The 24,691-nt window shown below is 35.0% G+C and carries 8 protein-coding genes, 1 tRNA gene and 1 pseudogene; 6 read left to right on the forward strand and 4 right to left on the reverse strand.

What is annotated here, in order from left to right:
* Positions 1–2,750 precede the first annotated feature (2,750 nt).
* Positions 2,751–4,788: pseudogene (metG, locus tag GFK82_RS00235) on the forward strand (methionine--tRNA ligase).
* 781 nt (positions 4,789–5,569) lie between these two features.
* Here metG and GFK82_RS00240 read toward each other — a convergent pair.
* The gene (locus GFK82_RS00240) at positions 5,570–6,313 is read right to left on the reverse strand and encodes a type 2 GTP cyclohydrolase I (protein WP_226810954.1); all 744 of its coding nucleotides are present in this window, start codon (positions 6,311–6,313) and stop codon (positions 5,570–5,572) included.
* A gap of 1,195 nt (positions 6,314–7,508) precedes the next feature.
* Between GFK82_RS00240 and GFK82_RS00245 the strand changes: the two genes are divergently transcribed.
* Positions 7,509–8,138 carry a riboflavin synthase subunit alpha gene (locus tag GFK82_RS00245; RefSeq protein WP_226810955.1) on the forward strand — a complete coding sequence of 210 codons (630 nt, stop codon included), beginning with the start codon at positions 7,509–7,511 and terminating at the stop codon, positions 8,136–8,138.
* A gap of 708 nt (positions 8,139–8,846) precedes the next feature.
* Here GFK82_RS00245 and GFK82_RS00250 read toward each other — a convergent pair.
* Together GFK82_RS00250 and gltX are read right to left on the reverse strand one after the other, a co-directional pair.
* Positions 8,847–8,919 (reverse strand) — tRNA-Ala (locus tag GFK82_RS00250).
* Positions 8,920–9,035: 116 nt separating this feature from the next.
* Positions 9,036–10,454 (reverse strand): glutamate--tRNA ligase, encoded by a 1,419-nt coding sequence (gene gltX / locus GFK82_RS00255; RefSeq protein ID WP_226810956.1) that lies wholly within the window; start codon positions 10,452–10,454, stop codon positions 9,036–9,038.
* A gap of 1,565 nt (positions 10,455–12,019) precedes the next feature.
* Here gltX and GFK82_RS00260 point away from each other — a divergent pair.
* The 3 genes from GFK82_RS00260 (at position 12,020) to GFK82_RS00270 (ending at position 17,152) form a co-directional block, all read left to right on the forward strand.
* Positions 12,020–12,313 (forward strand): co-chaperone GroES, encoded by a 294-nt coding sequence (locus tag GFK82_RS00260; RefSeq protein ID WP_226810957.1) that lies wholly within the window; start codon positions 12,020–12,022, stop codon positions 12,311–12,313.
* A gap of 44 nt (positions 12,314–12,357) precedes the next feature.
* A complete protein-coding gene (gene groL, locus GFK82_RS00265; protein WP_226810958.1) occupies positions 12,358–14,001 on the forward strand; it encodes a chaperonin GroEL in 1,644 nt (547 codons plus the stop codon).
* A gap of 832 nt (positions 14,002–14,833) precedes the next feature.
* The gene (locus GFK82_RS00270; protein WP_226810959.1) at positions 14,834–17,152 is read left to right on the forward strand and encodes a DUF3772 domain-containing protein; all 2,319 of its coding nucleotides are present in this window, start codon (positions 14,834–14,836) and stop codon (positions 17,150–17,152) included.
* A gap of 1,352 nt (positions 17,153–18,504) precedes the next feature.
* Here GFK82_RS00270 and GFK82_RS00275 read toward each other — a convergent pair.
* Positions 18,505–18,843, reverse strand: a complete 339-nt coding sequence (locus tag GFK82_RS00275; protein ID WP_226810960.1) for a MaoP family protein — start codon at positions 18,841–18,843, stop codon at positions 18,505–18,507.
* A gap of 119 nt (positions 18,844–18,962) precedes the next feature.
* On the opposite strand from GFK82_RS00275, the gene hdfR reads away from it, so the two are divergent.
* Complete coding sequence (gene hdfR / locus GFK82_RS00280; RefSeq protein WP_226810961.1) at positions 18,963–19,790, forward strand: HTH-type transcriptional regulator HdfR; 828 nt, start codon at positions 18,963–18,965, stop codon at positions 19,788–19,790.
* Positions 19,791–24,691 lie beyond the last annotated feature (4,901 nt).

Genomic DNA, 24,691 nt, shown 5'->3' on the forward strand with positions numbered 1-24,691 from the left:
TCTTTGTATCATCAAGTAGCAGTCATATGTGAATTCTTATGTTTTAAGTGTCTATCGATTAAATTTATAATGTTTTTGTTTAATTGAAAAGCGGAGAATGAGAAGAAATACTCTAACACCCTCCATTCTACAGCATTAAAACTCATTATGTGCTTACACCTCTTGATTGAGAGAGGTGCCTTCTACGTAAATTAGTACTCAAAAATACTTGATATATAGTTTATACAGCTATGTTTTATTGATAGAAATCGCGTGAGATAATAAGCGTTTATCTGTTACTATAGAATTAAATGCAGGGAATGTTTTCCTTTATGTATATCATATTAACGGAGTCTCACCGACTATCATATATTATTAGTAATAGACGATAGTAAAGAATTTATAGATGATTTGTTTAAAACTGAGATCAATATCTTGATATAAAAAATCACTAACTGATTATGCAGAGATGAGGATAGAGTCTTATCTCAGCTTATCGTTGCATTCGAAAAGGTATGATATAGTTGAGTGATTAGATACTGAGAGAAAAGAAGGGATGTAATCATATCATTTCCATTTTGATAAATGGAAATGATATAGACTATATCGATATGTTTTTTATAAAAATCCATTGCTCTAATTAATATAAGAAATTAAATTTATTGGACGTAGTGATAGTCTTCCAGGTTTTCCTGCTAATGAAATATACTTATAGTGATCGAATTTTTAAACGCGACGTTTTTCTCTAATTCATTAGACACTAGATGTGATATTCTTCACCTAATATAAAAATTTAATTATATTCGAGATGTAGTGAGTTTTATGTCAGGTTAACTGTAGTTTTAACGCTATAATTACGTGATTACGCCAATAGATTTTGACATGAAGAAATCCAAATCATTTACTGAGTTGAGTTTTTTAGGTGAATTAAAAGCACAACATTTAATGTTATTTCTGTTTTATTATCCTTAGATATCGGTCGGATCTTGAGAGTTTTTTTATAGTCATCAAAAATTTCATTTGTCATACATATTCTATTGATGCAGAATAATTTGATGCTGTTTGGTAAAAGGATTCATAACAGTGAATTTTGTTGTGTTGTGATGAAGTACTGCCTTTGATGAGTGTGGTTTTAATAGCATGGGATCATAATAGTTATTACTCGGCAATTATTATTTCCATTCTGCTTTATGCCCTATTTTTACCGTTATTAACTAAGATTGTTATTGATAAAAAAGTCTGAGAATATATTCCATATTTTTCTAGATCCCACTCTGGGTGAATGATCTGCTTTTTGCTTTCAGTGTGAATTGATACTATCGCTTTTGGAGTAAAAGTACTGGATGATATCCGGTTTTGATCGTCAGGTAAAACGTACCGGTGTTGCTATTTTAGCAATTGTCAATATTTGGTTAGGTTTTATCTAGAATTTAAGCTAGTGATCACAACATCAGTCATTTTCCAGCAGTTATACATGTACTGAACTAGTTGGATTCCGTCTATCAGGACGGTAGATAAATTTAGTGTGTTTTATTAATAAAGGATAGATCGGTTTTGTGTTCATAACAAGCTATCTGCTACCTATATGACTCCATTTCTAAGATGAGCATTATCAGAGATTTTGAGTGTAGCCGGTGTTTTTATTAGCGTAGCGATGGTTTCTACAAAAATCTGTACGTTTCTGTATAAAAAACCAGTGCTTAATAAGATAGCGATTTATTTTTCTAATGTTTGTAACCCCTCTTAAATACTGTCAATTTATTGAGGATGCTAGCACTGGAGTGTTGTCTGCTCTATAGAGCAATAGCATCGAGATTTTGTCTGGGTCATAATGCTATATCTCATGTGAGAGGAAAGAGCATGCTGTTAATTTAACTAATATATATTCCGTTTATAGATTATAATTCAATTATATTGAATTTATATGCATACCCCATATTTTCAAATAAAACAAGTGAATGCATTATTTAAATACAGCCTGTAATCGTAAAGTGTACAGGTCAAAAACGAGTCTATAAATTCTTTACAATTGTCTCCAGTAATCAATAGACACGGATGAATTTGCGTGAAGAACGAATAAGGGTGTTCTGAATTTACTGTATTTTATGTTTTATAAAGATGAATAAAAAACCATCATATTGCATGTCTTACAGTGATAAAAAATCACCACCTAAAGTGTTATATAGGACTAAGAAGAGATACGTCTCTCGATGTTGATAAGTGTACATACAGATTGTAGATGATTCCTGTTGTAGATTGTATTTTTTATAAGTCAGCATAACCTGTTTATGATCTGAGGAAGTATGGAAATCCCCGTATAACCTCCGAAAAAACTATTACGAGAGAACGTTTTCCCATGGAAACAAAGTGTTACTATATAAACAATAGAGTTGGATATCAATGATAGAGAAGAATACGTCTTTTCTTTATGGTGTCACCTATTCATACTGTACTATAAACTGCGCAGAAAAGGTATAATGCTTAGCTCAAGTAAAGGATATTTTGGATATATTATATGTATACAGTAGAGATCTAAGAATCAAATTCTTATTTATCATATTAGGTAGCTAGCATGTCATAAATCAAATTTATCAAGGATTATTTATCTAATGGTTTTAGACAAAATCGCACTAATACATAACAGGGGCGCATATACTCGAGTAAAAAAGTTTGCTCACATATAACGGTATAATACCGGTTCTTTACCTAATGCCTTGCTGTCGGTTAACATAATCTGCCTTTATAACATTTTAGAAAAGTCAACGTCTACCATGATTCAAGTCGCAAAAAAAATATTGGTAACCTGTGCGTTACCGTACTCGAATGGTTCTCTTCATCTTGGTCATATACTCGAGCATGTACAAGCTGACATCTGGGTCCGTTATCAGCGAATGCGCGGCAACGAAGTGTATTTTATTGCTGCCGATGATGCTCATGGTACAGCAATTATGCTAAAAGCGCAGAAATTAAGTATTTCGCCGGAAGAGATGATTCAAGCAATGAATTTGGAGCATCAAGCAGATTTTGCCGGATTTAGGATTAGTCATGATAATTACTATTCGACGCACAGCGAAGAGAATCGTCAACTATCCACACTGATCTATCAGCGCTTAAAAGAAAACGACTTGATTAAGTCACGGAGTGTTTTCCAGCTCTTTGATCCTGAAAAGAGCATGTTTTTGCCTGATCGTTTCGTAATGGGAAACTGTCCAAAATGCTGTTCTCTCAATCAATATGGAGATAACTGTGAAGTCTGCGGTTCCACTTATAACTCAACAGATCTCGTTAACCCGAAATCAGTAGTTTCTGGTGCTATTCCGGTTATAAGGGAATCAAAACATTTTTTCTTTGATTTACCAGTTTTCAGTGACATGCTGCACGATTGGACTCGTTCTGGCGCGTTACAAGAAGAAGTATCGAATAAAATGCAGGAATGGTTTCAGTCAGGTCTTCAGCAGTGGGATATATCGCGCGACGCACCTTATTTTGGTTTTGAAGTGCCGGAGGCACCAGGAAAATATTTTTATGTCTGGATGGATGCGCCAATCGGTTATATGGCCACTTTCAAGAATCTTTGTAAAAAACGCACAGAGATTCATTTTGATGAATTTTGGGATGTCAATTCCAACACTGAACTTTGCCATTTTATCGGCAAGGATATTATTTATTTCCATAGTCTATTTTGGCCTGCAATTCTAGAAGGCAGTCACTTTAGAAAGCCGACTAATATATTTGTTCATGGATACATAACCGTCAATGGCGCTAAAATGTCTAAATCGCGAGGTACTTTTATTAAAGCGAGTACTTATCTAGAATATCTAGATCCAGACTGCCTTCGATATTACTATGCCGCTAAACTATCGTCACGCACTGATGATATTGATCTAAATCTTCAAGATTTAGTCCAGCGAGTTAATGCCGATATCGTTAATAAAGTAGTGAATTTGGCAGCTCGTAGCGCTGGTTTTATTAATAAACAGTTTAATGGACATCTAGCAGGTGCAGTGCTCGATCCTGTATTATATACGACTTTTCTTAATGCTTCTACTTTAATTGGTGAAGCATTTAATAACCGAGAAACAAGTTGTGCAATGCGAAATATTATGGCGTTGGCAGATTTAGCTAATCGCTATATAGCAGAACAAGCACCTTGGGTAGTGGCAAAACAAAAGGGACGAGCGAAAGATTTACAGGCTATCTGCTCAATGGGAATCCAGTTGTTTCGAGTATTAATGACTTATTTAAAACCGGTTCTCCCTGGGTTGGCTGAGCGAGCTGAAGAGTTCCTGAAGACCTCTCTCATTTGGGATGAGATTTCTAAGCCACTATTATCGCATCAGATTTGTCCGTTCAAGGTGCTTTTTAGTCGTATTGAACTAAAACGGGTAGACGAGATTCTCCATGCATCTCGTCAGAAAGCAGCAGATTATCCATTATCTGTCGAAAAAAGTCGCTTTGATTGAGCAACAACCTATTGCTGCCACGATTAATCTGGACGACTTCACTAAGATCGAAGTTCGTGTAGTGTTGATTACGCATGCTGAATGTGTAGAGGGATCAAATAAACTCCTTAAACTTACTTATGAGCTCGGGGGTGTAAGTGGTCAGTTATTTGCCGGTATTCGCGCGGCCTATCCTGATCCAAAGGTACTGGAAGGACGTTTAACGATCATAGTAGCGAATCTAGTCCCACGTAAGATGCGTTTTGGTGTATCAGAAGGTATGGTAATAGCCGCTGGATCTAATGGTAAGGATATATTTCTTCTCAGTCCTGATTCCGGAGCATTACCGGGTATGCGGGTAAAATAACTGTTTCTAAGTATGCTGGTTGGGCCGTTGGTACTACAGGTAGCACCTGTAGTACCTGTAGCACCGTGTGACCAAACTAGTTTTTGTACTTTGAGAAATAGTATAATTATTTAAATCTATCCTTTTATTAATTTTGAATAGATTTTCATGATGTTTGATATGTAAGCAATTTCAATAAAATTATGGTATGTGTATACCTTTGGATCAGAATATAATGTTTTTCACCTTTCATTTTAATTATAAAGTAGGACTCATAACACATCAGATACACTTATTAGCTTGTTCATCTTTTATCGGATTATTCTAACTACTTTTCGAGGAAATATTTTCCTCTTCTAATACATACGATTTAAATAGTGTGTTATATCTTAAATATAACCTAAATTTCTATGTGTATTGAGAGAGAGTGGAAGAGCAGTATACTAATTTTAGAAAAGAGTGCTAAAGTGTGATATACGTTGAAAACGTATACGATTAATAACTAAAGATGCGGATATATAATATCCTTTATGGATTTTTAATAGAATCCCACACAGTGGGTTCGCGTCATCTGGATAAAAGAAGAAGGCATAAATGGTTTATATATAATCTTTCTTGTTATATATGTCCTACAATATTGAGCGTTTAGGATTCGTAGTGCTGTTAAATCTCACTATGATATTTGTAAATGATGTTGCCTATAAAGGCATCGCGTTTGTTCTATTAATGTGTCATTTTTGAATATATGACTATATCACCTTTGATATATAGGACGCTATATATTCAAAAAATAGCAAGGAAATTATGCAGGATTGTCAATATCAATGAAAAGAACATCAAAACCATATTGTTGAGTAAGCCAAGCACCAAGTGTACGAATTCCGCCGCGCTCTGTAGCATGATGGCCAGCTGCATAAAAATGCAGGCCCTGTTCTCGCGAGATGTGAATACTCTGTTCAGATATTTCGCCAGTGATAAATGCATCCATACCTGCCCGTGAGGCGAGTTCTATAAAACCTTGGCCGCCACCACTGCACCAGGCTACCCGTTTGATCTTTGGGGGACCATTTTCACCACAGTGTAGTACTCTTCTTTTTAGTCTCTCTTCGAGACGCAGCTTTAGCTCTTTAGGACTTAAAGGTATCTGGAATTCTCCTTCTGGCACCAGTGGGTTCAAGTGGCCAGTCACCAGAAGACCTAGGAGCATGGCAAGTTGTGCATTATTACCTAGTTCAGGATGTATATCCAAAGGTAAATGCCAGGCATACAAATTAATATCGTTAGCTAGTAGTGTTTTTAGTCGTCGACGCTTTATACCACTGATGATGGGCGATTCATTTTTCCAAAAATAACCGTGGTGTACTATGATGGCGTCGACGCTATGCGTTAAGGCCTGATCCAGTAGTGCTTGAGAAGCAGTGACGCCTGTAACGATACGTTGTACATCCTGACGGCCTTCGACTTGAAGGCCGTTAGGGGCATAGTCCTGCTGTGGACTGCTGTTAATCTTTTGATTAATTACTTGTTCAAGTATCATATTTTTCATTGATGCGTCTCTTTGAGATTAAAGAGACTGAGATTATGATGTTTCATAAGCGTTTTCCTCTGACTCAGGTATTATGCTAAAATTAATAATTATTAGTGATAGATAAGTAATATGTGATTTCAGTGCGCCGAGTTAACCATGCGTTAAATATCGAGATAAGCACGCAATGAAATTAAAATAGATATTTTTTTAGATTTAATTAACTATTTTGTTTTTATTATGCTTCTGCTATAAAATTCATTTATATATAAACCTATTTATATAAATACCCTTGTCGCTATTTTTATTAAACGTATGAGCTTTAAGACTTGAGTTACTAAAATTCTTTATCTTGTCATTTTTAAAAACTATATATAGCAATAAAAAACATCAACCTTTCTCTATGCACTTTTTTCATATAATGTTCACCAAGAGATAAAATCGAGGATAGAGTTATAATGATAGTGTGCTCTGAGGGGCAGAGAAGTAGCCATGATAATCTCAGACCTGAATTTTAGATACATGATAAGCTTCGACACATGTTAACTAGTATATTATAGATCTGTAAATCATCATTGAGTAGGATCAAGAAGCGTGTTATAATAAAAATTATAATTCATATTTTGTTGTTTTGTAATTCTGAAAATCAATTATATCTTGATTTTAACTATTCTTGGAATATTCTTAATTGATAATGAGGTATGATAAATTGTATTGAAAATGAATAGTAATATAATAAAATCACAATAAAAAGTGTTCAAAAATTGAAACTGTGCTGTCTTTATTTAAGACAGAAAAATTTTCTGCAAATATTACATGACATCGTGTAAAAGCTACTTTGCGTTTTGGATAGAACAAGGGGTTTGATAACCCCTTTATCTACCTTATATAAAACTAAAATTTTGGACATTACAAGAGGTATTTTAGGGCATAACTGTCTATATATGATTATTTTTAATAAAAATCGTATTTTAAAAAAATACTTGGATCTGTCTGGATTTTTTCCACAGAGAAAAGTATAAATTTGTATGTTACGCTTGATATTAAGCACCGATTAATTTCACAATGTGCTATGTTTTGGGATAAGTTTAGTGTACTTCTATACTTTGTTAAAAAAGTTTGAATTCTCCTTTTTTATTACATCAATATTGGGTATTTGTCATAGTATTAGGTACTAATTGCTAAGACATTGAGTATAGTAAGAGAAGGAACGAGCATGTTTACGGGAATTGTGCAGGCTACCGCGCCTATTACCACGATTGAAGAACAAAGTCATTTTCGTACACATTATGTTCGTCTGCCGGCAATGTTATTGCTAGATTTAAGCATTGGTGCTTCTATGTCGCATAATGGTTGTTGTTTAACGGTTACTGGTATCTATAATGATGTGGTGAGTTTTGATTTAATAGAAGAAACGCTTAAACTGACTAATTTAGGTAAGCTTAAAGTATATGATGAAGTCAATTTAGAGCGCCCAGCAAGCCAGCAATCGGAAATTGGTGGACATTTAATGTCTGGCCATATTACCAGCACTGCTGAATTAATAAAAATTATTACATTAGAAAATAACTATCAGTTATGGTTTTCTGTGGCAGATAAGGGATTGATGAAGTATATTTTATATAAAGGCTATATTGGTGTAGACGGTATCAGTCTAACGGTGGGAGAAGTATTCCAAGATTGCTTCTGCGTACATTTAATACCTGTAACCTTATTACGTACCACACTTGGCAAGAAACGGTTGCACGATAGCGTCAATATCGAAATTGATTTGCAGACCCAGGCGATTGTTAACTCCGCGGAGCGGGTACTAGGAACTTACGGGGGAATACGCGTTATCGAGTGAGAACTTCAAGAGTGAGGCAGAATCAAAACTCTCTTGCTTACTGGATATGAAAACTAGATTTTTTGTGGAATTACATTCTGGGTTCATAATGTATAGCCGTACTTCAATAGAAAAACAGCAGCAAGCTTTGTTACTTTTTTAGTAAACATGAACAAAATCAATTGCATTATTATATGCTAATGGGAGGAATCAAAAAACGTTAAGCATCCTATATTGTGTACAGGTAATACCTGTTCCCGTTCAGGCAATCGTGATGTCTTATTGATATAATTAAGAAGGATTGAGAATGACCAGCGATCATGCTAAATACCTGAATCCCGATTGATGCAATACAGGATATAGCTGCCTTTTTAGGCAGCTAGGAAAATAAAGGAACCTTCTTGTAACAAGAAGGAGAAGTTTCCCGTCTATAAAACGCTAGAAATTTGAAGATTTGATTATTACTTATGGTCTTAAGTATCCGTTATATCACTGCCCGGTAAAACTTACCAAGTCGATATGTGATTGAACTCTAAAAATTTAGATACTGGTAAAGTACCATAGGTTTTTTTTATTTTTAATAAAACATTTCTCTTTGTTAACTGGGTGAAGAAGTGGGATATCTACACTGCTGTTCTACATATTCTAACCGAATAGAACGGTATCCAAGAGCAAATGATGCTAAGATCATATCTTCATGACATGATATTTAATGTGAATTGTAATGAATGGAGCTAAGCGGGATCGAACCGCTGACCTCTTGCATGCCATGCAAGCGCTCTTCCAGCTGAGCTATAACCCCATATAAGTCATCTCGCTATTCTCTTATTAGCCGATTCATGCTATGAATTTTACTATGTTTTGTCAATGGCTATAGCGAAAATGACTGTAAAATAAAGAAAATAGGAAACACTGAGGCTAATCGATCTTTGCTAATGTATCGTTAGCGATAAAGTCTAACGCCAGATCGATACGTGCTAAAGATCGCGATTGACCTATCGCATGAACAGTGACATCAAGCGCGGGTGATTGAGCTCTGCTGGTTACTGCGACGCGTAGTGGCATACCGATTTTACCGATGCTTACTTGTAGTTCATCGGCTGTTTTTTCAAGAGCTGCATATATTGAATCTGGTGTCCATACGCTAAGTGTGGCTAGTTTTTCGCGTATCATTTGTAACGGTTTTTGGGCTAGCACGTTTAAATATTTTTCAGCTGATTTAGTATCGAATTTATTAAAATCTTCGTAAAAATAGCGACAGCTAGTCGCCATCTCTTTCAGTGTTTTACAACGTCCCCTTAAAAGTTTTACTAAATCTATGAGCGCGGGGCCAGAGCGAGTATCGATTTCTTCACGCTTTATATGCCAGAGTAGATGTGTGGCGATGTATTCAGAGGGTAAATGATTGATGTAATAATGGTTTATCCAAAGTAGCTTTTGAGTATTAAACGCACTAGGAGATTTACTTACTGCATTAAGATTGAATAGTTGCTTCATTTCTTCAATACTGAAAATTTCTTGATCGCCGTGAGACCATCCCAGTTTTAGAAGATAGTTTACTAACGCTTCCGGTAGAAATCCATCATCACGATATTGCATAACCCCAATCGCGTTATGGCGTTTAGATAGTTTTTTACCATCCTCGCCTAAAATCATTGAAATATGGGCATAAGCTGGTGCTGTCGCGCCAAGAGCGTGTAGAATGTTGATCTGTCGCGGTGTATTATTTATATGGTCTTCACCGCGAATCACATGCGTAATCCCCATGTCGAAATCGTCGAATACAACGCAGAAATTATAGGTCGGTGACCCGTCATGTCGACGAATAATGAGATCATCTAGCTCACAGTTGCTAAATTCAATAGGCCCGCGGACAAGATCATGAAAAAGAACCGAACCACTCTGTGGATTTTTAAAACGCACCACGTAGGGTTGGTTTTCGTCGTGCTTAACGTTATTGCGGCAGAGACCGTCATAACGCGGTTTCTCGTTCCGGGCCATTTGTCTACAACGCAATGTATTTAATCGCTCTTTGGAGCAAAAACATTTATAGGCTTTTCCCTTGAAAAGCATATTTTCAATAGCCGCATTGTAATGATTGAAACGTTGAGTCTGAAAATAAGGGCCTTCGTCCCAATCTAGGCTGAGCCAGCTTATCCCGTCTATAATCGCTTGAATCGCTGGTTGCGTTGAGCGTTCTAGGTCTGTGTCCTCTATTCGTAATACAAACTTCCCTCCTAGATTTCTGGCAAATAACCATGCGTAGAGGGCAGTGCGCGCCCCACCAACATGTAAATAACCTGTAGGGCTTGGTGCGAAACGGGTTTTGATTTTCATTACTTATCTTACCTTTATTATTTATCACAAATATGTAAGAAATTTGGTGTGTATTTGAGTGATGCGGTTTTTAAAACATGCCGATTTTTGGTTTCTAATTATTTGGTTTCTAATTATTGAGTAATGTGAAAAAAGTTGGTTTTTGTGAGTCAGTATCTTCTTTATCTTTTTTTTTGAAAAAAAAACAAAGGTATCCTATAAATTAAGTATTTTATCTAGATATATGCGTGCATGTGTTGTCGTGTAATGCTCTTGGTGTTTTTTTATATTATGTATTTATCTATGCTATAGAGGACACTTTAAGGAGCAATGTATTAATGATGTGTAAATTTTTTAAGTAACTTAGCAATATTCGCTGTTAATGATCTCTTCTGTTTACGGCCTAGTTTGTAAAAAACAAGTAAGGTTTCTTTAATACCGTTATAGAATTAGGCATGGAGTCTTGCATTTTATTTCTCTCGAAAAATAACCATTTAAAAAACATTCAAGTCTATACATATTACAGGACTAGTAGCCTCCAGAAATGACGTGATGCACTATACCGTATCAATGATGGTTTCATCAGTGTCTAATGAGATTTTTAATATGAAGATGCACCTAGAATACCTTAGATCGTTTATGAAAGAAACGAGGTAGCATTGAGTATAAAATGTGGGACAGTAGCACTATAAAACACTATCGGCATTATTATAAAAATATGACAGTGTCTCAGGTTTTATCTGGTTTATTAAAATTTGTTTTTATATAGCACCGGATGCACTGATCACAATTATTAACAAGCTAACGATTTTAAAAGACTTGGAGAACTCAGTGCGGGAGGGAGGATGGGGATGCTTGCTTTTTTAGTAGAAGGTTGTTTTTACGAAAAGTTATGTTTTTTTTAAAAAAACGAAAGCTTTCTGGTGAATTATACGGATTTTAAAATATTGTGCAATAATTATGAAAGACTATTTGTGACATGAAAAATAATGTTTGATATACCATCATGGATCTGATGGGGTGTGACAATGCTATTGTCTCGCGTGTTTGATTAAAAGGGTGTGGTTAAAATTAAGTAAGTATAAAATACTATTTGAGTGCACAGTTTTATATATATTGAAAAATCAATAGGTTGATAGAGCTATATTTAATCCATGGTTTTTATGATTGGGAATCATGGGGGAATCACAACCCCTACGTATACATTTATACTTTAATAAAATACAATTAATCAGTTAACACTGATAGACAATAAAACGTTAAGAATTAGCACGGAACTAAAAACGCATTATTCAATAGGCAAGAAAGTTTCCTTGTGAAAATGATATATGACTGTGCAGAATAGATAGATAACCTTCAAACTGATTACTCCAGATAAATAAGAATAGATTAATAAAAGATAATCTGTTGATTTGTTTAGAGAATAATGTCTTTAGAGAATATTCAATGGTTGAAGTAAAAAAAAATTTTTTTTTCACCCTTGAAGCTTTCTTGAATGTCCCCATCTTACACAGCATGAGCCTAGTTGTATGATGCTGGGCATTCATTAAACAACTTTATACAGACTTTCTCAAATGGAGCTATTAATGAAAATACGTCCACTACATGATCGCGTTATCGTCAAGCGTAAAGAAGTTGAAGCTAAGTCGGCTGGGGGCATTATGCTTACAGGTTCTGCGGCGAGTAAATCTACTCGCGGTGAAGTGCTGGCTATTGGTCACGGTCGCATTTTGGAAAACGGCGAAGTGAAGCCGCTTGACGTGAAAGTTGGCGATATCGTGATTTTTAATGACGGATATGGTGTTAAGGTAGAGAAAATCGATAACGATGAAGTTTTGATCATGCCTGAAAGCGATATTCTGGCTATTGTTGAGAAATAATCTGCCAGTGATCATATGAACTAAATGAATTTAAGGAAAATAAAATGGCAGCTAAAGATGTAAAGTTTGGTAACGATGCGCGCGTAAAAATACTTCGTGGTGTAAATATTCTAGCGGATGCAGTGAAAGTGACTCTGGGTCCAAAAGGTCGTAATGTGGTGTTGGATAAATCTTTCGGTGCACCGGTTATTACTAAAGATGGTGTTTCGGTTGCGCGCGAGATCGAACTGGAAGATAAATTTGAAAACATGGGTGCTCAGATGGTGAAAGAGGTTGCCTCAAAAGCCAATGACACTGCAGGTGACGGTACGACTACTGCTACCGTGCTAGCACAGTCTATTGTTAATGAAGGGTTGAAAGCTGTAGCCGCTGGTATGAACCCGATGGATTTGAAGCGAGGTATTGATAAAGCTGTGATCGCCGCTGTGGAGGAGTTGCGAAAACTCTCCGTACCTTGCTCTGATTCTAAAGCAATTACACAGGTAGGCACGATTTCAGCTAATGCTGATGAGACTGTCGGTACTCTAATAGCAGAAGCTATGGCAAAAGTAGGTAAAGAAGGTGTTATTACTGTAGAAGAAGGTTCCGGTCTGCAAGATGAACTAGATGTAGTTGAAGGCATGCAATTTGATCGTGGTTATCTCTCTCCTTATTTTGTTAACAAGCTAGAAACGGGTGTTGTTGAATTAGAAAGTCCATTTATTCTTCTTGCCGATAAAAAGATCTCTAATATTCGCGAAATGTTGCCATTATTAGAGGCGGTTGCAAAAGCAAGTAAACCTCTTTTAATTATTGCTGAAGATGTTGAAGGTGAAGCCTTAGCCACACTGGTAGTGAATACGATGCGGGGTATTGTAAAAGTTGCCGCCGTGAAGGCACCAGGTTTTGGTGATCGTCGTAAAGCTATGTTGCAAGATATCGCTATTCTGACTGCTGGAACTGTTATCTCCGAAGAAATCGGTCTCGAGTTGGAAAAAGCTTCTCTGGAAGATATGGGTCAAGCAAAACGTGTTGTTATCACAAAAGATACTACCACCATTATAGATGGTGTAGGGGATAAAGCACTTATCAATAGCCGTGTCTCACAAATTAATCAACAGCGTGACGAAGCGACTTCCGATTATGATCGTGAAAAACTACAGGAACGCGTTGCAAAACTAGCAGGTGGCGTTGCGGTGATCAAAGTGGGTGCTGCTACTGAAGTTGAAATGAAAGAGAAAAAAGCACGCGTTGAAGACGCTTTACATGCCACCCGCGCGGCGGTGGAAGAAGGTGTAGTTGCTGGCGGTGGTGTAGCACTAATTCGTGTAGCTAATAGTATTGCTAATTTGCGTGGCGAAAACGAAGATCAGAATGTTGGTATAAAAGTTGCACGTCGTGCAATGGAAGCGCCGTTGCGTCAGATCGTTGCCAACGCTGGTGAAGAGCCATCTGTTATAGCTAATAAAGTGAAGGCAGGAGAAGGTAACAACGGTTATAATGCCGCTACTGAAGAGTACGGTAATATGATTGAAATGGGCATTTTAGATCCAACTAAGGTAACTCGTTCAGCACTGCAGTATGCATCTTCTATTGCCGGTCTGATGGTTACTACTGAATGTATGGTGACGGATTTACCAAAAAAAGAAGACAAACCTGATGTAAGCGGTGGTATGGGTGGTATGAACGGTATGGGCGGAATGATGTAAGCATTTTCTCATATTCTCTCTATTGCATAAAACCCTCGGCGTGCTGAGGGTTTTTTAAAAAAAAATTCCAAGAAACATTAAAGAATTATTCCCATTAAGAATACATCAATCCATTGATGGGCCTTATAAGGCTATCTCTATTTAGATTAGCATTATCTCATATCTTGAAAGGCAGCGTGATTCATTGAAAAAAATCTCATTATATGTATATTAAAAAATAGTTTTTTTACTATATCTAAATAGTTTTTCTTCCAATATCTAATATCCAATATTTTTTATCAAAATATTTTTCCTTCAATTATATCCTTTATTTTTATCGCGTTCTAAATTTAGGATAGCGGAAAAAAAATCTGCATTATGATTCAAAGTATCTAATAAATTTTCTTATGCTTTGAGAGTTTTATGGAAAATGGTTTACAACCAGATTATACCGGTTGGTGTTGTCGTGGACAGTACTCAAATAGTTACTACGTATATGATACGGATAGCTAGATAAGTGATTTTTTATATTTATTGCAAGACAAGTTTTAAAAGACAATGACTGAAAAGGGTACTGCCTACATTACTAATGTGAATACTAAAAGCAGATTAATTTGTCAACATTATTTATCATGTTTTCCATGCAAGAGAGAATTAATATTCATGAAAAAATCAGCTATGAAGACGCGTGGCTATTATTTAAAATTGTGAGATAATTTTCGCTATGCCTATGTTTTTTTATGGTTATGTTCAGAGATTTTTTAGGTTTTTTTCTAGCTTTATAATATTATTTATCAGCTTAAGTAGCATTGTATACGCAGATGAAGCTCTAGACGATGAAAGCGCTAGCGTTATGGAAGAAAAAATAAACTCTGTTGTAGAGTTGGATAAATTACAAAAGGGTCTAGACTCACTCAAACAGGCAGTCTCAAACGCTACGACAGATAATCAATTAGGTATCTTAAATGACAGTGCTCTACAATTAGCTAGTGATGCTAACGCGTTGATAACTGTATTGCAACCTGCACGAAGGCAGATACAAGGGCAGTTAGATGTGCTAGGACCGCCGCCAATTGAAGGCGAAATGAAGGAGACTAATACTGTCGTAAAAAGCCGTAATAGCCTCAATGCCCGTAAAGCGCTATTAGATAGTCAAATTGAGCATGCTAAAACCATTAGCCTTAGTGCTACTAAGCTATCACTACAAATAGTGAATATCCGTCGTAACACAATGCGTTCCCAAATGGCCCTCAACTCGGGGAGTATTTTATCAGTTCAATTTTGGTCGCCAGTATGGCAGACACAGTCTGAAGATAAGCGTCGGCTGACAAGTTTCTGCAATGATGTAACCGAGAGCTGGCGGTTGGTATGGGCACCAGAATGGCGATTAGGCTCGACCGTATTGTTGATGCTTGTCTTGATTATTTGGTGTTTTGGTTCTCATTGGCTTGATAAATCGGTAGGGTGGTTTAGTATTCATATTGTCCCTGAAGGACGGCTACGCCGTAGTTTCCTTGCTGCTTCTACTACACTAGTAACAGTAGTAAACGTAGGTATGGGAGCACAAGTGCTTTATTGGCTTTTTACCCGTCTACCGAAGCTGCCAGATGTACTAGTCGATATTGCTGATGGGCTGCTACGTTTAACATTTTTTTCCTCTTTGATTGCCGGGTTAGGTCGTGCATTTTTATCCAACCATCGTCCTTCTTGGCGTTTACTGGTTATTCCTGATCCTCTTGCTCAGGTAATGAAACCGTTGCCAACGCTATTAGCGACCTGCGTGTTATTCTCGGGTGCGATTGAACAATTTAACAACAGAATTGGTACTAGTGTTTCTATAATTATGTTTGGATATGGATTATCGGCACTACTCGTGGCATCGGTGGCATTTAGCGGTCCGTTTTTGATTAAGCGTACACGCCGTAAGTTGCAGGCTGCGGGGGTATCCCTAGTAACGCCTTCGCCTTTAGTAGCTTTGATACAAGTCTGTATAACCGCCACCTCTATTTCTATTTTAATTGCTTTACTAATAGGGTATATCTCGCTGGCTCGTTTTCTGACTTATGAACTAGTGTGGATAATCATAGTTCTCTCTCTTTTTTATCTGCTAATTCATTTAGTGGTAGATTTATGCGAAGGGTTATTTTCGCCGAATACCCTGGTAGGGGTACGTATTAAGCAAATGTTTCATCTCAATGATCGCCACTTGTCTCAAGTGGCGATTTTGCTTGCGGCTATCGGAAAAACTTTGCTTATTATGTTCGGCACCGTTGCGCTAATCAATGGTAATTTTGCCTCTGCAACGCCTTTAGCGCTCCTACATAAGGTGATGGAATTTTGGGGTGGGAAAGGGATAGAAAATCTGAATATTATTCCTGCTCACGTATTAAATGCCCTAATTTTTTTAGGGATCGCACTTTATGTCTTACGATCAGCTAGACGCTGGTTAGAAAAAGATTTTCTGCCGAAAACTATAATGGAACCTGGTATGCGTTCCTCGGTAGTAACGCTATTTGGCAATGTGGGTTACGTATTAATCATTTTATTAGCAATATCCACTCTTGGTATACAGTGGAACAATCTAGCTTGGATTGTCAGCGCATTATCGGTAGGAATTGGTTTTGGTCTTCAAGAGATTGTAAAGAATTTTATTTCTGGTTTAATTTTATTAACAGAAAGACCGGTAAAAGTTGGGGATTTAATTAGTATCAGCGGTATTGAGGGGGATATTCGTCGTATTAATGTACGCGCTACCGAAATTCAACTTGGCGATAGATCAACAGTAATCGTCCCAAATTCCCAGTTAATCTCCCAGAATGTGCGTAATGCGACTATGGGTAATGTGCAAGGGGTAGCTACGATTGTATTAACTTTTCCTCTTGATATTGATCCTGAGAAGGTCCGTACATTACTGCTAGCAGCTTATAGTGAGCACAAGACAATTCAAAGCATACCGGCACCATCAGTAACCTTTAGTCAATTAACACCTGCTGGTATAGTCCTTAGAATTACGGGTTTCGTGAGCAGTCCACGTGTAGTTGCATCAACTAAAAGCGATTTGCTATTCGAAATCCTCCAGCGGCTACGTACCAACGGTATTACGCTGTCAATGCCACAAAAAATGATTGTCGAAAAAGCTAATCTTTCCTCTACTTCATCTTTGGATTCTTAATTGTGTGCCTTAGTATAAAAACCAGTGCATAGCTGGCGAATGTCAACGTTATAGATGACTTGTTAAGTTATTTATTTAAAGTATCTTATATGAGATAAAGGTATCTTTATTTTTTCTCTTTTTTTGTTCTATTAAATATTCCCTAAGTGCCTTAGGCAAAAAACATTTGATTTATGTGCTCCTATTAAGAGAAATGATTATTGAAGTTTAAAAAGACAAGTTAGAAAAATTCTTTTTCTATTGTTTATTCATTGCCAAAATCCCCTATTAGGTATATATTGAGTTACAAATCGTGCAATTGGTATTGTGCTTTAACCGTATGTTATTTATATATGGATAAAGAAGAACCTGTTGAGTTATGCATTCTATATTAATAAATGGTATCTCTATGAAACTTTATTAAATTTTAATATAAGAAAATCAAAATTTATATAAAGATAAGCAGGCTTTTAAGTTTTTAATCCTTTCTTATTTTATAAAGGCTTTACGTTGTATGTATATAAATTACAACCTAATCTGTATAGCGATATGTCGTACTCTACATATTAACATATGACCGATATTAAATTATTAAAATATAGCAAGACCATCCTAACTTATTCCGAAAAAGTACTTATGTTCTCTCTAAACAAATTTAGAATATTAAAATTCTGATCATTATTATAATTTTCTTATGTAAATGGTTGGTTAAGTTATTATGTACCTATATATAAAACGGATATAGACATGTTATTTTTCTGTAATTCAGCTATCATCTTGGAAATGGTTATAATTTGATTATCGAAACGAATCATTATAATATCTAGTTTTAGATTAATGACTATTAATTGATATTTTCTGGAAACGAGACGGTACAGATATCATCTTTTTAATAATATAAGATGATATCTGTACATGATATGTATAATTAATTATGTTAAGATGTAGCCATAATCTGGCAAGATTTTTTATCTTGAAATACTGATCGGGGATTGTCTCATTAAAATATTGTGTAATTTTTAATATTAATATGATCACTTATATAACCCACATAATTAAAATAAAGTATTGTAACCACGAATTGTGTCTCGAGTTATTTACTTTAGGTCAAGTAATCTGTGGTTAGCGAAATAGTGATTTCCCTTTATTAGAAATCAAATCTCAGTTTGTAGCAAATATACAAAGGATATTGGGATTATCAGCAACGATCAAACACACAGTACCACTACTGCAGCGATTGAATATCTATGCATGATATTCAAAGCAAATTTTGCCTACCTAAAAACTGGTCTTATCACTGCATCGTTCTGCTCTCATATATGATTATCAATCATAGTGGGAAGATAGAAGAAAAACTTCTACTCCCTTTCTTATTAATCTTCTATCTCGGTGTAGTCTTCTACTATTTCCATCTGTGGTTTACCACCTGAAAGGGTATGGAAACGTTTTGGGTGGCGAGTATGTTTAATATATTTGTACCAGACCTTCTCATGTTCATTAGACGGTGTAAGTTTTCCATGGCATACCAAAATAAATTTCTGTTCATCATCGGTGATAGGGTCTCGTGTCCCGTTCTCTAGATCATTGTAGGCATGTCCAAAACGTTCTAACAACTGAGCTTCTCGAATAGTAAAGTGACCATGTCGGGAGAAGCCGTGAGGATAATTTTTGTTATCAAAATAACGATTCGTACTAAAAAAGCTATTCACCATCTTAGACGCCCCCATATTTGTATTGGATATGTTGTTTATCTCGCGGAGTATTAGTTAGGTCTGACTTTCTGTAAAATGAAATATTTTAATCAGTATGATAATTTTTTTGGGAGAGCATTGTGGATACTGAATTGCTAAAAACATTTTTAGAAGTAAGGCGTACCAGACATTTTGGGCGGGCAGCAGAAGCACTTTATTTAACTCAATCGGCAGTAAGTGTCCGCATCCGTCAACTTGAAACACAGTTGGGTGTCAGCCTATTTACTCGTCATAGAAATAATATTCGCCTAACTTCCGCAGGGAAACGGCTATTGCCGTATGCCGAAAATTTAATGGTAACTTGGGAGATTGCTAAGAAAGAAGTATCCAGTTCGCTACAGAATAATCCGCTATCGATTGGTGCGAATGCATCTTTATGGGAAACTTGGTTGGGTGCATGGCTGCAGAAGCTTTATGAGCAGTGGCCTGATCTTCAGATGGAAGCTCGCATTGCACCACGTCACGGGCTAATAAAAGAGCTGCATGAACGCCAGATAGATTTACTGATTACCACTGAAGTTCCGAAAATGGAAGAGTTAGCCAGTCAGAAGCTTGGAAGTTTCACACTAACGCTATTTGTTGATTCTAACGACATATCTATCAGTAACAAGAAGCGTCCTTATATTCAGCTTGAATGGGGTGCTGATTTTTATACGCATGAGAGTCGACTGCACTTTAACCAGCAGGCCCCATTAGCAATTACTACTTCCGCACAATTGACATGTCAGTTATTGAAAGTCACTATTGCTTGTGCATTTTTGCCAAACTATTGGGCGCATCGCTTTTCGAACTTAGAACCTGTCAGTGATGTACCATCGATAGTGCGTTCACTGTATGCAGTATGGCTACCGAATAGTGATCATCGTTTAATAATTCGACAGATTTTAAAAACCCCAGTTATACAATAACTATGATTAGTTTAATGATTTATGTGTGGTATTTTTAGTACTGATCAGGAAGCTTCTCTTTAGTTCGATAACTGCAGTCATGATCTTTCTGGAGTGAAAACGAGCTAGGTGTTTTATATATGTCTATCTGTCATAGATTCCAATGCTGTTTTGCTATCTGATATGTGTTGAGAACAGTCTTGAATTTAGAGATGAGTATACTAATATAATTAGATCTCTAAATTTGTATTACTCCACTCTAGATAAACCAGCCTTTTATTGTGTCTTCTATCTTCCCTGAAATTCCAAAAGCATAGCTTGTATTTTAGATATGATTTATGTTAAGCCATCGTTTCATATTATCTTCTATACAAAATCGATCGTATTTATGTTTCTCTTTGAGATCTTGTTTTTTTGTTTAAAAATAGTCGAATAATTTAAAATTGTGCTTTGTCTATGGTTGATGATAGTTATCAAACTTTTTAAGTTGGTATAGCTTAAAAAAATTATGGAGTAAGCGCGATATGATTTTTATTAAGTAGAACAGAAAGTTATAGAATGATATAGGTTTCTATCAATGGAGTATACAAATTTTAATTGTATCGTTGATTTTAACGGATCTCCTGTAGTGAGATCTTCTAGATCCTATGACTCTTTTTTTTGCAGAGCCGATAAAGATATAAATACTCCGTCTGAGACATCAAGAATCAATCATGCTTATAGGGAGATAGATTGTATATTACTATAAAAAATGGGGGATAGAGTGTGGTAATGATAATTACCATGATTCTGATCTCTTATCAGAAATAATAGTTACGATTGATTAATAAGTTAGGAGACGACTTCAATCGTTATTACAATAACGGTGCTGAAAAACTGATCAATATGTTTAAAATAAGAGAAGAAACTTGTTATTGACTAACGTAAAAACAGAATTTTATATCACTATACGGATAAAAAGTCTAGTGAAGATACAGTATACATCAGTGATTTTTGTAGATATTAGGTACTCTTCCCGCTATTCCTGATTAGCCTATTTAATAGGTGGATTTCTCCTGTCTTCACTATAAGTAAGTGAATAGAGAAAAATAAAAAAATAAATTAAGCGATGTTTTTAACATATAAACTTTGTTATTTATTGAAACAATCAAATCACAATTATATTATTAAATGAAGATGATAAGTCATGCAATGATATCAATCAAACACTTTAAATTAAGGTGTTAGTATAGAAAAAATCTTTTATTTGTATTGTTGGCTTTTTTTGAAACTGAACATAGATAAGTTTAAAAGGTAAAAATGATAGGAAAAATAGTTATATTTCATATAATCTATAGACATGCTTCTTAATTTTTAGAAGCTGTGTTATGTTTTTCTTAAAAAGAAAGTGTTTTATTCTGAATGGTTTACTGATCATCTAGTCAATATTTTACATATTATTATTGTTGGTTCAGAATTTAATCGTTATCTCTATTTTAGAGAGTGGAGAATATCCATAAATATTTATCAGAAATCATGATGAATACAAAATTCAGTTTTGTTGAATAATATTATATCAATCATTATAAGGTGATCTAGTCTTTACTATATATATCTTTTCTCTATAGATTCTTCTTTTATAAAATAATGTTAGTTACTATAATAAAAATTATTTGTAAGATTTTAAACAGAATATCTTTTATAATCATCTGTTAGGTATTAATAGCATAATATCAAGGATATATATAGATTTTTATACTAAATATACTCGTCTAGAGGTATATATTCATTTAATTAACATCCTAATATAGAACGGCGTTCTTATTCACTGTATTTATAATGAATAGTAGGGTTATATATGAAAGTAGTTCTACAGAAGATATGTTTGTTAGCATTTTGAGTTCTATTAAAGTGATAAAGAAAATACTAAACTGATGTAAATTTTCTTAAAATTTACCTTGTTTAAGAAGTCAAGACAATCAAATAGAAAAGATTATCTCTGATAAGATATATAAACTAGTATATACATATAAAATATCGATAGAATGTTTTTAACATTATCATGAACGCATATTAAAAATACAGGATAAGCTCCTGTATTTCAGAGCTTAAAAAATATTAGGATATACTCCTATTAATATAAAACAATCTATTCCTGACTACTGAGAGTAAGACTAGATCCTATCTATCTCATTAATATCCTTTTAAAATTTTGGAATAATATATTCTACTCCAATCGCTGGAGTTGAGAGTGATTTATTGACATGAATTTATTAAATCCCGTATTCAAATTAAAGAACTGATATTGGTCGATGACCATGATATCCAAATATGCTAGTTTTGTGATAACTGCAGAGATTGCTCTCCTCGCGGACAATATCTTATAGCGGGAAGATTTTATGGTGACACCGCGATAAAGTAGAGATAGCAGGAAAACTATCGTGATCTCGTACATTATGCAAGAATAGATGTTCTTAGACTGGAGCGACAGGTTCTGGATATCCCAAATAAGAAAATCTATTTTTCTTGGATCCCGAAAGTTGGGGAGGACTATTATAGTCTTTAACTAGATCAGATTACTCTAAATGGGTTGTTAAGGCGTACTATATACTGGAATAGTATCGAAAAGTCAAAGTATTGTAGGAAATAGTATTACATATTTATCCATTAAATAAAGAATAAGGTAGGGATACTAATTTTCCTGTATCGTACAATACAGGCATTGCTTTTAACATGTCAATATAGTTTTGATACCTTATCACTAAACGGTGCTAATAAAACAGAATTTCATGAAGATGACTTGGTTTCTAAGCGATTTTTAAAAAAGGATTTTAACCTATTATTATGTAAAAGCGATATATTTTAGATTGATAAACACATTATATTTATCGCAATGGATTTAGGCCATCCTCGGCTAAATAACTAATCGAGATTATCCACGCGTTGGTAATCGATGATAAAAAACTATATTTAAGGCGTATTCGGCAGATCTGTGGGGGTTGGTCCATCACGATCAGATATCAAATTGTGAGCGTTATTATGTTTTCCATAGCTTAGATTTTTATCCTCTCGATAATTTTATCTTCACTGAAGACAATGAACTAATTAAGACAGCTAGGTTGTTAGATGCTGCATTTAGCACGGATCATAAATGATTGCTAATTAAACTGAGTTGAGAGCGGGAGGTGGATAGAATATTTAATACCTCTGGTATTGTATTATTAGAAATTTTCACGATTATTTACTATGAGCACGATATCTGAAAGTGTTGTTTTTGTAAACACACTGGAAGTTTTGATGCCAATGGAAGATAGTGGAAAACCATAGTTTCTATCTGAAAAGAAAACGATCAAAACCTTTTATATCATTAACATAAATAAGAATAGCAATGATTATTTTATGACTGTCTAGAGTTTCCTTCAGGAAATTTCGTTATATCTGGGTAATGTCGATAGGGTTTAGGAAACATCGTTGAAGAATGGACTCTATAACTTTGTGATTCTAAGTATTACTAGGTTAATCGGTCTTGTGTTATCTTTTCTAAAGATAGTATGGAGATTCCCTGTTTTCAGATTGCAGTTAATGATTATACGTTAAATAGTATTAGTCTTACGTGACTAAATCGATATCGTGGTTTTAATGTTTCCCTATGACCCCCTCATGATATAAAGGGCTGCGCTACAAGCCTGGATAGAATGTTATGGCGCACATGTAATCGCGCCGCTAATATTCATGGCGATAGTGAATATAGTCTTAGCTGGCACCAAGGCTCTCTTAAGTAACATCGCTACTGTTTATCTGAAAAATTATATTTGGGTTTTTAATGATCTGATTTTTCTTAAAGTCACTGAATTAGCATATCTTGATGCGCGTGTAGTGGAATTAATGACAACTTTGTTAGTTAGTAAGATAAAATGCTAACTAGAGCTCCAAAACTATTTAGATGTTTCGTATATAAAATTCAACTCATTGAGACATGTGCTATACCGTATCTAGCCGCCGATATATTTTTGATTGCCGAATATGGAAATCCGAGCCATTTACTTCAATGGAAGTAAATTAAAACTTTTTCTGCATACAACAAAATATTAAAACAGAAATAATCTATTTGCCTGTGATTTTTATACAGATATAGCGACAGTTTACCCAGCTTATGCTCATACAATGACTATGAGGGTGTGCTAGATAGACTATCAAAAGACATATTTCTATAAAATACTGAGGGAAGAAAATCGTGCTTCGGCGGATAAGAAGCAAGTCAAATTTCATGCTGTATTAGTCAGCGCGAATTTTCTGGTCTAGTCTCTCCTAGAGTACGCTGGCGATATAAGCATCGTTAGTAGTATTCTTTTTTTGATCTATAATATCGTTTACAGAAATTTCTGGTGCTTCTAAAAAAGAACTTTTGTCTCCCGAACGACAAGGTTATCATTTGGATCTACCTTCATAACTTTCGATCTATCTTGATTATCTTTAGAATGCTATATAAAGAAATATATATCAGGGAATTTATATAAAAAGTCTCAGTTAAGTATGACATTTACAGTATAAAGTAGTTATAGAATCGATTACCCATATAATATAGACAAGATTTTATAACCTTATGTTTATAGATTGCGGTATATGGATATATTTTTATTCATGAATATAAACATGATATAACTGATTATAATCAATCGGCTCTTAACAGAGTATGGCGGGGAATTTATCTATTAAACTTCATGACTACTGAAGTAGTAAGGATACAGAAAAAGTTTTGATTATTTTCATTCAATCCGGATTTATTAAATATGCAAAAATCTCATTTTGGTTCAGATATTCCTATGCTACATATATATGTAATATATTGCAGAGTAGTGTATAATTAGATATGTTAATATGGAAATAAAAAATAAAATTTCCTAATTTCGCTTTAATAGGAAAATAAAAAGATAAGTTATATA

Source organism: Candidatus Steffania adelgidicola (assembly GCF_020541225.1).
Lineage (GTDB): Bacteria > Pseudomonadota > Gammaproteobacteria > Enterobacterales > Enterobacteriaceae > Steffania > Steffania adelgidicola.

What these genes read in the sequence shown, in the direction of transcription:
- GFK82_RS00240 (WP_226810954.1), bottom strand. Translation starts at nt 6,313, where the DNA reads ATGAAAAATATGATACTTGAACAAGTAATTAATCAAAAGATTAACAGC.
- GFK82_RS00245 (WP_226810955.1), top strand. Translation starts at nt 7,509, where the DNA reads ATGTTTACGGGAATTGTGCAGGCTACCGCGCCTATTACCACGATTGAA.
- gltX (WP_226810956.1), bottom strand. Translation starts at nt 10,454, where the DNA reads ATGAAAATCAAAACCCGTTTCGCACCAAGCCCTACAGGTTATTTACAT.
- GFK82_RS00260 (WP_226810957.1), top strand. Translation starts at nt 12,020, where the DNA reads ATGAAAATACGTCCACTACATGATCGCGTTATCGTCAAGCGTAAAGAA.
- groL (WP_226810958.1), top strand. Translation starts at nt 12,358, where the DNA reads ATGGCAGCTAAAGATGTAAAGTTTGGTAACGATGCGCGCGTAAAAATA.
- GFK82_RS00270 (WP_226810959.1), top strand. Translation starts at nt 14,834, where the DNA reads ATGGAAGAAAAAATAAACTCTGTTGTAGAGTTGGATAAATTACAAAAG.
- GFK82_RS00275 (WP_226810960.1), bottom strand. Translation starts at nt 18,843, where the DNA reads ATGGTGAATAGCTTTTTTAGTACGAATCGTTATTTTGATAACAAAAAT.